Source organism: Lentzea sp. NPDC055074, assembly GCF_053608005.1.
The window spans coordinates 233,458-245,024 of the sequence record NZ_JBSGUQ010000004.1 but is presented as its reverse complement, the minus strand read 5'-3'; the positions used below and the strand labels follow the sequence as shown (position 1 = coordinate 245,024).

Here is an 11,567-nt window from a genome sequence, read left to right as displayed (position 1 = left end):
CAGTCCGTGAGCGCCGTCCCGTAGCCTGGTGTCCGTGAGTAGCGGAGTTCACGCCGCCCTGAATCCTGGCGGCGTCATCGGCAACGGCCGCTACCGGCTGCTCGCGAAATCCGGAGCGGACGCGCGGTCCAACGCGGAGCTGTGGCGCGCGCGGGACGGTCAGCTCAACCGGGACGTGGCGCTGACGGTCCTGCTGGGCAACCTCGCGGACAACGAGGCAGCCGCCCGTGCCCGCCGAACGGTCGAACGGGCGATGCACGCGTCGTCGTTCACGCACCCCGGCGTGTCCAGGGTGATCGACGTGCTGACGCCCGGCACCGGCATCCGTCCCGACGAGGGCATCCTCGGCATCGTCATCGCCGAGTGGACCCAGGGCACCGACCTGATGGACCTCATCGCGGAGGGCCCGCTGCCGGCGGGCGCCGCGACCCGCCTGCTCGAACCGCTGGGCGCCGCCATCGAGGGCGCGCACCACGCCGGTCTCGTGCTGGGCGCCGACCACCCGCAGCGCATCCGGGTCACCTCGGACGGCCGCCTGCGCCTCGCGTTCCCCGGCCCGCGCCCGGACGCGATCGCTCGCGACGACGTCAAGGGCCTCGGCGCGATCCTGTACCTGCTGCTCACCGGCCGGTGGGCGCTGCCGGGCGGCCCTCAGGGCGTGCCGGTCGCACCGACCGGGCCCGACGGGTCCGTGGTCGCGCCGAACGCGTTGCACCCGTACCTGCCGCACGACCTGTCGTCCGTCGCGGTGCGGTCGCTGGAGGACACGTCGGTCGGCGGCATCCGCACGTCCGCGGCGATCCTGCAGGTCCTCGACCAGATCGCGGCCGAGGAGGCCCAGACGGCGCTGATCCCTGCCGTGGCGGCGTCACGCGATGACGACGACCAGGTCGTGTGGACGACCCAGCGCCCGAGGCAGGACAAGCAGCAGAAGAAGAAGCTGTGGATCAGCGTCGGCGTGCTCGCCCTGGCCACGCTGACCGTGATCGTGTGGCTGAGCGTGCAGATCGTCGGGTTCTTCAGCGACGAGCCGTCCAAGGGCGGCGGCCCGACCGTGGTGATCAACCAGCCGGGGTCGAACGGCCAGTCCGCGCCCCCGCCCGCGCCGGCCGGTCCGGTCCAGCCGGGCCAGATCGGCGTCTACGACGTGACGAACCAGCCCGACAACGCGAACCAGGCGAGCCGGGCGGTCGACAACAACGCGGGCACGTTCTGGCGGACCGACAACTACTTCCAGCAGTTCCCGACGCTGAAGCCGGGCATCGGGCTGATGGCGTCGTTCGCGGAGCCGGTGAAGCTGGCCTCGGTCACGATCACCTCGCCCAGCAAGGGCACGAAGGTCGAGATCCGGGTCGCCTCGGCGCTCGACTCGCCGATCGAGGAGACCAAGGTCATCGGCGTCGCGGACCTGTCCGAGGGGCAGACGCAGATCCAGCTGAACGACCACGAACCGACCAGCCACGTGCTGATCTGGATCACTCAGCTGACGAGCTCCGGCGGTGGCAAGAACCAGTCGGAGATCCGAGAGGTCCTGTACACGCGGGCTCAGTAGAACTACGCGTGCACTCTGGGTAGACCTGTCCGGGTGATCTGTGATCACCCTCGCTAAAGTGCGTCCCGTGACCGCCGCAGCCAGCTCGGACGCCGATCTCATCTCGGCCCACGCCGCAGGTGACCCCTACGCGTTCTCGGAGCTGGTCAAACGGCACCGCGACCGGATGTGGGCGGTGGCGTTGCGCACGCTGCGTGATCCCGAAGAGGCCGCGGACGCGCTGCAGGAGGCGTTCATCTCCGCCTTCCGGGCAGCGTCGTCGTTCCGCGCCGAGTCACAGGTGACCACCTGGCTTCACCGGATCGTGGTGAACGCGTGTCTCGATCGGATGAGACGGCGACAAACAAGACCGACAGTGCCGTTGCCCGAGGCCGGTCCCGGCGAGCCCGTCGCGCCCCGTGACGCGATGAGCGACCGGGAGACCAGCCTGATGGTGCAGCAGGCGTTGATGGAGCTGCCGGAAGAGCAGCGGGCGCCCATCGTGCTCGTCGACGTCGAGGGGTACTCGGTCGCCGAAACGGCCAAGATCCTCGGCATCGCGGAGGGCACGGTCAAGAGCAGGTGTGCGCGGGGTCGCGCCAAGCTCGCCAAAGTTCTCGGGCACCTCAGGAACCGAATCGCAGATGCGAACGTCCCAGCTGACGGTGTGAATGTGCAAGAGCAACGTCAGTGGGAGGGCCGATGACCGGCATGGAGCGCGTGCCGATGGGTCCGCCGTGGTCTGTTGACCTCATCGCGGACCTGCACGCGGGCGTGCTGCCCCCTGAGGTCGCCGCACAGCTGCGCCCGAGGGTCGAGGCAGACCCCGACGCCAGGGAGGTCCTGCAGGCGCTCGACGCGACGCTGATGGACCTCCGGTCGTTGCCGCCGATCCCGATGCCCGACCACGTGGCCGCCCGGATCGACGCCGCACTGGCCGCCGAGGCCCGTCCGGGCATCGCGCCGGTCGTGTCCCTGGACGACGTCCGCAAGAAGCGCAGCCGCCGGCTCGGCCTGGGCGGGGTCGGCGTGCTGGTCGCCGCCGCGGCCGCGTTCGGCATCGTGCTGGCCGTGTCACCGGGTGCGCAGCAGCCGCCCGCGAACGACGCCGCGCCCGCACCGACGGCCAAGCCGAGCCAGGCGCCCCCGCTCGCGCTCAAGCGCGACGAGCTGGGCTCCGCGGTCGGTGAGGTGCTCAAGGCCCAGAACTACGGCCCGCTCGAGACGTCCGACCGGCTGGCCGGCTGCCTCAAGGGCGGCGGCATCACCAGCTCGGGCAACCCGCTCGGCATCAGCCCGATCAACCTGGAGGGCAAGGACGCGGTGATGGCGATCCTGCCCGCCGGTCTGGGCCAGTACCGGCTGGTCGTGCTGGATCCGGAGACCTGCGGGCCGGACAAGCCGCAGGGCGTTCTGGCCGACACCACCATCAAGCCGAGGTAGTCGCTCAAGTCACGGAATTAGCTGCACCTACGATCCGTTGAGCCAGTCAGACGACGAGATCGAGGAGTTGCAGGCCAGTGAGCGTGCGCAACGTGATCATCATTGGATCGGGACCGGCGGGCTACACCGCGGCGGTCTACGCGGCACGCGCGCAGCTGGAGCCCCTGGTCTTCGAGGGTTCGCAGTACGGTGGCGCCCTCATGACGACGACCGAGGTCGAGAACTACCCGGGCTTCCGCGACGGCATCATGGGCCCCGAGCTCATGGAGCAGATGCGCGAGCAGGCGACCCGCTTCGGTGCCGAGCTGCGTGCCGAGGACGTCGAGTCGGTCGAGCTGACCGGTGAGATCAAGAAGGTCGTCGCGAACGGCGTCGAGTACGAGGCCAAGGCCGTCATCCTGGCGATGGGCGCGGCCGCCCGGTACCTCGACATCCCCGGCGAGCAGGAGCTGCTCGGCCGCGGTGTGTCCGCCTGTGCGACCTGTGACGGGTTCTTCTTCCGCGACCACGACATCGCGGTCGTCGGCGGCGGCGACACGGCCATGGAGGAGGCGACGTTCCTCACTCGCTTCGCCAAGTCCGTGACGGTCATCCACCGCCGCGAGGAGTTCCGGGCCTCGAAGGTCATGCTCGAGCGCGCCCGCGCCAACGAGAAGATCAAGTGGCAGCTGAACACGCAGGTCACCGACGTGCTGGGTGACGGCACCGTGTCCTCGATCAAGATCAAGGACACCCAGACCGGCGCCGAGTCCGAGATGCCCGTCACCGGCTTCTTCCTGGCGATCGGCCACGACCCGCGTTCCGCGCTGGTCAAGGGCCAGGTCGACCTCGACGCGGAGGGTTACGTCCTGACCAAGGGCAAGTCCTCCTACACGAACCTGGAAGGCGTGTTCGCCGCCGGCGACCTCGTCGACCACGAGTACCGCCAGGCCATCACCGCCGCCGGCTCCGGTTGCAGCGCTGCGATCGACGCGGAACGGTGGCTCGCCGAGCACGGCACCGAGCAGGCCGAGATCGCCGCCGAGGCCGTCGGTGGCGGCTACGGCAAGAGCAACTGAAGCAACTGCTGCGAGAGAGTTCTAGGGAGATCAACATGGCAGGCGCCACCGTCACGGTGACCGACAAGTCGTTCGCGGACGACGTGCTGACCAGCGAGAAGCCCGTGCTGGTCGACTTCTGGGCGACCTGGTGCGGCCCGTGCAAGATGGTTGCGCCGGTGCTGGAGGAGATCGCGGCCGAGCACGGCGAGAAGATCACCGTCGCCAAGGTCGACATCGACGCCAACCCGTCGATCGCCCGTGACTACCAGATCATGTCCGTCCCGACGCTGATCCTCTTCCAGGGCGGCCGCCCGGTGAAGCAGATCGTCGGCGCGAAGCCCAAGGCCGCGCTGCTGAAGGACCTGCAGGACGTCCTGGCCTGAGCGAAGAAGTTGCATTGGCCAACAAGTCCTTTGCAACGCGCAACGTGACCCGCCCGTCTATCGATAAGACGAGCGGGTCACGTTCGTTTTCGGTGCCGGGACGGTGATCCCGGTACGACTGTGAGTAGCCCTGCATCGATCACTGAGCGCAGCAGGGCACAATGAGGGCTTCCCAACTGACGCGCCGACCGAGTTCGGTGCCCTAGTCGAGCGAGGGTGCATGCAGCTGCTCCGCCGCGGGGACGTCGGAAGTGATGTTGCCGAGATCCGGTCGATCGTGACCAGGCTCGGACTGCTTCCGCCGGCCGACCCACAGGCGCCGCCGGTGTTCGACCAACAGGTCGAGCACGCCGTGCGCGCGTTCCAGCAGCAGCGGGGGCTGATCATCGATGGCATCGTCGGCCCGGCGACCTACCGTTCGCTGCGTGACGCGACGTTCCGGTTGGGGGACCGGCCGCTCGCGTTCCTGATGTCGCAGCCGACGACCGGTGACGACGTGCTGATGCTGCAGGAACGCCTGCTGGAGCTCGGCTACGACGTCGGCCGTTCCAACGGTGTGTTCGGTCAGCAGACCGAGCAGGCGCTGAAGAACTTCCAGCGCGACTACGGCCTGATCGTGGACGGCATGTGCGGTCCCGACACGGTCCGCGCGTTGCGCCAGCTCCAGCCGAAGGTCCGCGGCGGCCGCCCGCAGCTGTTGCGGGAGCAGGAACGGCTCCGCGGTGCCGGCTCACGCCTGTCCGGCAAGCGGATCGTGATCGACCCCGGCCACGGCGGCCAGGACCGCGGTGTGGTCGTGAACGGGCTGTCCGAGGCCGACCTGATGCTGGACCTGGCCCGTCGCCTCGAAGGCAAGATGGCGGCCACCGGCATGGAGGCGCTGCTCACCCGCGGTCCGGACAACTGCCCGGACGAGAACGAGCGCGCCCGGTTCGCGAACGAGGCGGGCGCCGACCTGATCCTGTCGCTGCACAGCGACGGCAACTCGTCGCCGAACGCGCAGGGCGTGGCCACGTTCCACTACGGGACGGGCAACGGCACGTCGTCGACGGTCGGTGAGGCGCTGGCCGGGTTCATCCAGCGCGAGGTCACCGCCCGCACGACGATGTCGAACTGCGGTTCGCACCCGAAGACGTGGGACCTGCTGCGGCTCACCCGCTGCACGGCCGTCCGCGTCGAGGTCGGGTACCTGACGAACGCGGAGGACCGGGCCCGCCTCGCGACTCCGGGGTTCCGCGACATCGTGGCCGAGGGCATCCTCGTGGCCGTGAAGCGTCTCTACCTGCTCGGCAAGGACGACCAGCCGACGGGCACGTTCACGTTCAACGACCTGCTGCGCTACGAGATGGCCAAGGGCTGACGTTCTGACGAAAAAGGCCCCCTCCGCTTCGGCGAGGGGGCCTTTTCGCTGTCTCAGACGGGGCGGAAGCTGGGTTCCGCGGTGGAGACGGTGACGCTGTTGAGGAGCCGTTCGAGAGCGGCCTCCACGTCTTCCTTCCAGGTGATGGAGCTGCGGAGCTCCATCCGCAACCGGGGCCAGCGAGGGTGCGGCCGCACGGTCTTGAAGCCGACGCTCGTCAGGAAGTCGGCGGGCGTGACGCAACTCGCCTCTTCGTCGTCCGGGCGCATGTCACCGAACGCCTCGATGGCCTTCACGCCACGACGCGTCAGGTCCTTCGCCACGGCCTGCACGAGCACTCGCGCGAGTCCTCCCCCTCGGAACTCGGGGAGGACGTCCAGCGACGTCATGAGGACGGCGTCCGGGCTCACCGGGGACGTGGGGAAGGCGGAACTGCGCGGCACGGCGGCCGGTGGTGCGTAGAAGACCGAACCGGCGGGGATGCCGTCGCAGTAGATGAGACGACCGCACGAACCCCACTCGAGCAGGACGCTGGAGACCCAGGCTTCCTTCTCGAACTCGGTGTCGCCGTATTCCTCGGCCTGTTCACGCAGGTGAGGAGCCAGCTCCCAGAAAACGCACGTTCTGCTGTGCTTGGAGAGATGCTCCAGGTTGTCCAGCGTGACGCCTACGACGCGACGGGACACCCCGACCTCCACCCGTTAAAACGCAAAGCGAACCCATACGAGGGTAGGCGAATGTGACGGAACCCGGAAGGCGCGTGCCCTGAACGGGACGACGGTTACACTCGCTCGGGACATTTCCCATACAGGAGTCCCACATGACGATGCCCGGGCAACCCGCCAAGCAGGGCCCCAGAAGCCTTGATCCCCACCTCCGTCGCTACGCAGCGCGCACGGCAGGGATGACGGCATCGGAGATCCGGGCACTTTTCGCAGTGGCGTCCAGGCCCGAGGTCGTGTCGCTGGCCGGCGGTATGCCGCACCTGGCCGCGCTGCCCCTGGAGTCGCTGTCCGCGGAGATCGGTCAGCTGGTGGCTTCGGAAGGGCTCGTGGCCCTGCAGTACGGCTCGGCGCACGGCGTCCCGTTGCTGCGCGAGCAGATCTGCGACGTCATGGCGCTCGAGGGCATCAACGGCCACCCGGACGACGTGGTGGTGACCGTGGGCTCGCAGATGGGCCTCGACATGGTCACGCGGATCTTCTGCGACCCCGGTGACGTCGTGATCGCCGAGGGGCCCTCCTACGTGGGCGCTCTCGGGTCGTTCACCGCGTACCAGGCGCAGGTCGTGCACGTCGCGATGGACGCCGACGGGCTCGTGCCGTCGTTGCTGCGTGAGGCCCTGGAGGCGTGCAAGCGCGCTGGGCAGCGGGTCAAGTTCCTGTACACGATCCCGAACTTCCACAACCCCGCCGGCGTGACGCTGGCGGTGTCGCGACGGGCCGAGATCCTGGAGATCTGCCGGACCTACGGCGTGCTGGTCGTGGAGGACAACCCGTACGGGCTGCTCGGGTTCGATGGTCAGACGTACCCGGCGCTGCGGTCGATGGACCCGGACAACGTCGTGTACCTCGGCTCGTTCTCCAAGACGTTCGCGGCCGGTCTGCGGGTCGGCTGGGTGCTGGCGCCGCACGCCGTCCGCGAGAAGCTGGTGCTGGCGGCCGAGTCGGCCACGCTGTGCCCGCCCACGCTGAACCAGATGATCGTGTCCCGGTACCTGTCGACGCAGGACTGGAAGGGGCAGATCAAGACCTACCGGGAGGCGTACCGGGATCGCCGGGACGCGGCGATCTCGGCTCTCGAGCAGCACATGCCGCAAGGTTCCACGTGGAACATTCCGGATGGCGGCTTCTACGTCTGGGTGACGGTGCCGGAGGGCATCGACACGAAGGCGATGCTGCCCCGCGCCGTGACGGCCCGTGTGGCCTACGCGTCCGGCACCGGCTTCTACGCGGACGGCTTCGGCTCCCGCCAGCTGCGGATCTCGTACTGCTACCCGACGCCGGAGCGCATCCGCGAGGGCGTCCGCCGCCTGGCGAACGTCATCGAGGAAGAGATGCAGCTGCACGCGACCTTCGGGGCGACACCTGGCCGTCAGCTGTCCGGTCCGCAGACCCCGTCGCCCGACACCGCCTGATCTTCTTTGGAGTTTTGCTGTGGCTGACCGTGTGGTCGCTGTGCTGTCCGGTGGGCTCTCCCACGAACGTGAAGTCTCGATCCGCTCGGGCCGCCGGCTGTCGGCCGCCCTGCGGTCGGTGGGCCTGACGGTGGAGGAGTGGGACGCCGACGCCTCGTTGCTGACGCGCCTCGAGTCCCACCGCCCGGACGCGGTCGTCGTCGCCCTGCACGGCGGTGAGGGTGAGAACGGGTCGGTGCAGGCGATCCTCGAGATGTTCGGCGTGCCGTACGTGGGCACGGACTCGCGGGCGTGCCGTCGTGCGTGGGACAAGCCGACCGCCAAGGCCGAGCTCGCCCGTGCCGGGCTGGCGACGCCGGAGTGGGTCGTGCTGCCGCACGCGACGTTCCGGGAGCTGGGCGCTCGTCCGGTGCTGGACGCGATGGTCTCGACGCTCGGGTTGCCGTTGATGCTGAAGCCGGACCAGGGCGGGTCGGCGCTGGGCGCTCAGGTCGTGCGTGACGCGGCCGAGCTGCCGCCGGCGATGGTCGGGTGCCTGGCGTACGGGGACACCGTGCTGGCCGAGCAGTTCATCTCCGGGGTGGAGGTGGCGGTCGCGGTCGTCGACGGGCCGGAGGGTCCGTACGCGCTGCCGGCGGTCGAGATCGTTCCGGAGACCGGGGTGTACGACTACACCGCTCGCTACACCGCGGGGCTGACGGACTTCCACGCGCCGGCTCGGTTGGACGCCTCGTCCGCGAAGGCGGTGGGGGAGCTGGCCGTCGCGGCGCACCGGTTGCTCGGACTGCGGGACGTGTCGCGGACCGACGCGATCGTGGCCGAGGACGGCACCGTCTACTTCCTGGAAGTGAACGTGTCGCCGGGACTGACCGAGACGTCGCTCCTGCCGATGGCCGTCGAGGCGGCGGGGCAGTCGTTGGGCGAGATCTACGCCGGTTTGGTCGAGCGCGCTGTCGCTCGATGATCTCTCATTCATAGGTGACGCCCCGTATCCGTATGGATGCGGGGCGTCATCGTCACCGTGACATAAGGCCCTGGTGTGATCCTATGGGCCTACTCCGATGTCCGAATTGTCGTTTCCGGGCTCATCATGCCGATGATCCTTTGAAGATCATCAACTGACCCGAACTCGACCACGATCCGCCCTTTTCGCTGCCCGAGTTCGACCTTCACGCGGGTGTCGAAGTTGTCCGAGAGGCGCTCGGCGAGCTCCTGCAGACCGGGCGCGTGCAGCTGCTTGCGCGGGGCGGCCTTCTCCTTCTTGGGCTTCTCGTTCTTGGCGATCGTCACCGCTTCTTCGGTCGCGCGGACCGACATGCCCTCGGCGATGATCCGTGCCGCGAGGTCCTCCTGCATTCCCGCGTCGTCCAGACCGAGGAGTGCACGCGCGTGGCCGGCGCTCAGCACACCCGCCGCGACCCGTCGCTGGACGGGGAGGGGGAGCTTCAGCAGCCGGATGGTGTTCGTGACGACGGGGCGGCTGCGACCGATGCGGTCCGCGAGCTCCTCGTGCGTGACGCCGAACTCCTCCAGCAGCTGCTGGTACGCCGCCGCCTCTTCGAGCGGGTTGAGCTGGACGCGGTGAATGTTCTCCAGCAGCGCGTCCCGCAGCATGTTGTCGTCGGCGGTCTGCCGCACGATGGCCGGGATCGTCTTGAGCCCGGCCTGCTGCGTGGCACGCCACCGGCGCTCACCCATGACGAGCTCGAACGTGTCCGCGGTCAGCTCGCGGACCACGATCGGCTGCATGAGCCCGAACTCCTTGATGGAGAACGAGAGCTCGTCGATCGCATCCTGGTCGAACACCTGACGCGGCTGCTTGGTGTTCGTACGGATCGCGGTGACCGCGATCTCGCGGTACACCGCCCCGGCTACCTCACCGGCAGGCTGCGCGGTCTGGGTCTTGGTGGCCCCGTTGCCGGCCATCGCGGGCCGGATCGTGCTGGGCGCACCGGCCGGCGGACCCTGGGGGATGAGTGCGGCCAGACCGCGCCCGAGTCCACCCTTGCGCTGCTCCGTCATGCGCCCTCCTTCTTGGCCCCGCGGATCGCGATCTCCTTGGCGGCGTCGAGATAGCTCATCGACCCGCGCGAGCCCGGGTCGTACGTCAACACCGTCTGCCCGAATCCTGGCGCCTCGGAAACCTTCACGCTGCGCGGAATCACCGTCTTGAGGGCGACGTCGCCGAAGTGACCGCGCACCTCACTGGTCACCTGGTCCGCGAGCTTCGTGCGGCCGTCGTACATCGTGAGGAGGATCGTGGAGATGCTGAGCTCCGGGTTGAGGTGCTGCTGCACCAGTTCGATGTTGCGCAGCAGCTGGCTCAGACCCTCCAGCGCGTAGTACTCGCACTGGATCGGGATGAGGACCTCCTGCGCCGCGACCATCGCGTTGACGGTCAGCAGGCCGAGACTCGGCGGGCAGTCGATGAAGACGTAGTCGGGCTGCAGCTGGTCGAGCGCCTCGGGGGAGAGCGCCTCCTTGAGCCGCGCCTCACGCGCCACCATCGAGACGAGCTCGATCTCGGCGCCGGCGAGGTCGATCGTCGCGGGCACGCAGAAGAGGTTCGGCGACGTCGGGCTGACCTGAGCGGCCTCGGCGATGGAGATCTCGCCGATGAGGACCTCGTAGACGGACGGCGTGCCGCTGCGGTGCTCAACGGAGAGCGCCGTGCTGGCGTTGCCCTGGGGGTCGAGGTCGATCACGAGCGTCTTGAGCCCGTGAATGGCGAGCGCGGCAGCGAGGTTCACCGTGCTCGTCGTCTTGCCGACGCCACCCTTCTGGTTGGCGACGGTGATCACCCGGCGATGGGTCGGGCGGGGGAGCAGTGACTCGTCGGGGTGCAGCACGCTTGCCGCACGAGCCGCCTCTTCTGCAATCGGGGTCCACACCACGGCGCTGTCATCTCCGTTGTTGGTCGTCTTGGCTTTGGGTTTGGAGGGCTTCGTTTCACGTGGAACATCGGCGGCCTGGAACTCCGGGTACACGCTCACCGATCCCTCCGGGTCTGGCGCTCCACGATGAGCACCGTCGTCGGCACCTCAAGTACGTCCGCTCCCACGACGACCACGTGCGGGTTGGCGCCCCCAGCTTTGAGCACCGCCGCACCGTCGCGTTCCAACTCCTCCTGCGCACGCTCGCCCTTGAGCGCCACCATCCGCCCACCGCCCTTGAGAAGCGGCAGGCACCACTTCGTCAGCTTCTCCAGCGGAGCCACCGCCCTCGCCGTGGCCGAGTCGCAGTTGAGCAACTGCTTCCGGATCGGTCCTTCCTCCGCGCGCCCGCGGAGGACCGTCACGTTGTCGAGGCTCAGCCGTTCCTTGACCTCGTCGAGCCACGCGATGCGGCGAGCCATCGGCTCCAGCAACGTGATCCTCAGGTCGGGCCGCGCAATGGCGAGCGGCACTCCCGGCAGCCCGGCGCCTGAGCCCACGTCGACGACACGTTCGTTGGGCTGGAAGAGCTCCTCGATCACCGCCGAGTTGAGCACGTGCCGATCCCAGATCTTCTCGACCTCACGAGGGCCGATGAGTCCGCGCTCCACGCCGTGCTCCTCCAGGAGCCGGACATACTCGGCGGCACGATCGACGTGCTCACCGAAGACGAGCTTCGCGTTGTCGGGCAAATCCCCGGCCATGTTCTCCATCCGCGTTTCACGTGAAACCACGCGGCG

General features: G+C 68.7%; 12 protein-coding genes. 8 read left to right on the top strand and 4 right to left on the bottom strand.

The window, feature by feature from the left end:
* The first annotated feature begins 28 nt into the window (after nucleotides 1-28).
* The 6 genes from ACWF7A_RS11610 (at nucleotide 29) to ACWF7A_RS11585 (ending at nucleotide 5,757) form a co-directional block, all read left to right on the top strand.
* Nucleotides 29-1,552, top strand: coding sequence for a protein kinase family protein (locus ACWF7A_RS11610; protein WP_452250374.1), 1,524 nt, complete (start codon nucleotides 29-31; stop codon nucleotides 1,550-1,552).
* A gap of 67 nt (nucleotides 1,553-1,619) precedes the next feature.
* Entirely contained in the window at nucleotides 1,620-2,237 is a 618-nt protein-coding gene (sigM, locus tag ACWF7A_RS11605; RefSeq protein WP_360047514.1) for an RNA polymerase sigma factor SigM, read from the top strand.
* A complete protein-coding gene (locus ACWF7A_RS11600; protein ID WP_452250373.1) occupies nucleotides 2,234-2,974 on the top strand; it encodes a hypothetical protein in 741 nt (246 codons plus the stop codon). Before sigM ends, ACWF7A_RS11600 begins: the two co-directional genes overlap by 4 nt.
* Nucleotides 2,975-3,057: 83 nt before the next feature.
* Nucleotides 3,058-4,032 (top strand): thioredoxin-disulfide reductase, encoded by a 975-nt coding sequence (trxB, locus tag ACWF7A_RS11595; RefSeq protein ID WP_452250662.1) that lies wholly within the window; start codon nucleotides 3,058-3,060, stop codon nucleotides 4,030-4,032.
* A gap of 35 nt (nucleotides 4,033-4,067) precedes the next feature.
* The gene (trxA, locus tag ACWF7A_RS11590) at nucleotides 4,068-4,397 is read left to right on the top strand and encodes a thioredoxin (protein WP_093595124.1); all 330 of its coding nucleotides are present in this window, start codon (nucleotides 4,068-4,070) and stop codon (nucleotides 4,395-4,397) included.
* 220 nt (nucleotides 4,398-4,617) lie between these two features.
* Nucleotides 4,618-5,757, top strand: a complete 1,140-nt coding sequence (locus ACWF7A_RS11585; RefSeq protein WP_452250372.1) for an N-acetylmuramoyl-L-alanine amidase — start codon at nucleotides 4,618-4,620, stop codon at nucleotides 5,755-5,757.
* 53 nt (nucleotides 5,758-5,810) lie between these two features.
* Here the strand turns inward: ACWF7A_RS11585 and ACWF7A_RS11580 are convergent, their stop codons facing one another.
* A complete protein-coding gene (locus ACWF7A_RS11580) occupies nucleotides 5,811-6,443 on the bottom strand; it encodes a GNAT family N-acetyltransferase (protein ID WP_452250371.1) in 633 nt (210 codons plus the stop codon).
* A gap of 134 nt (nucleotides 6,444-6,577) precedes the next feature.
* Between ACWF7A_RS11580 and ACWF7A_RS11575 the strand changes: the two genes are divergently transcribed.
* The gene (locus ACWF7A_RS11575) at nucleotides 6,578-7,894 is read left to right on the top strand and encodes an aminotransferase-like domain-containing protein (RefSeq protein WP_452250370.1); all 1,317 of its coding nucleotides are present in this window, start codon (nucleotides 6,578-6,580) and stop codon (nucleotides 7,892-7,894) included.
* Nucleotides 7,895-7,913: 19 nt separating this feature from the next.
* Complete coding sequence (locus tag ACWF7A_RS11570) at nucleotides 7,914-8,858, top strand: D-alanine--D-alanine ligase family protein (protein ID WP_452250369.1); 945 nt, start codon at nucleotides 7,914-7,916, stop codon at nucleotides 8,856-8,858.
* Nucleotides 8,859-8,947: 89 nt separating this feature from the next.
* On the opposite strand, the gene ACWF7A_RS11565 is transcribed toward ACWF7A_RS11570, so the two are convergent.
* From ACWF7A_RS11565 to rsmG, 3 genes are all read right to left on the bottom strand, one after another.
* Nucleotides 8,948-9,916 (bottom strand): ParB/RepB/Spo0J family partition protein, encoded by a 969-nt coding sequence (locus ACWF7A_RS11565; protein ID WP_452250368.1) that lies wholly within the window; start codon nucleotides 9,914-9,916, stop codon nucleotides 8,948-8,950.
* Nucleotides 9,913-10,788 carry a ParA family protein gene (locus tag ACWF7A_RS11560; RefSeq protein ID WP_189157576.1) on the bottom strand — a complete coding sequence of 292 codons (876 nt, stop codon included), beginning with the start codon at nucleotides 10,786-10,788 and terminating at the stop codon, nucleotides 9,913-9,915. The genes ACWF7A_RS11565 and ACWF7A_RS11560 overlap by 4 nt, the downstream gene beginning before the upstream one ends.
* A 95-nt stretch (nucleotides 10,789-10,883) precedes the next feature.
* Entirely contained in the window at nucleotides 10,884-11,531 is a 648-nt protein-coding gene (gene rsmG, locus ACWF7A_RS11555; protein WP_452250661.1) for a 16S rRNA (guanine(527)-N(7))-methyltransferase RsmG, read from the bottom strand.
* Between the last annotated feature and the right edge of the window lie 36 nt (nucleotides 11,532-11,567).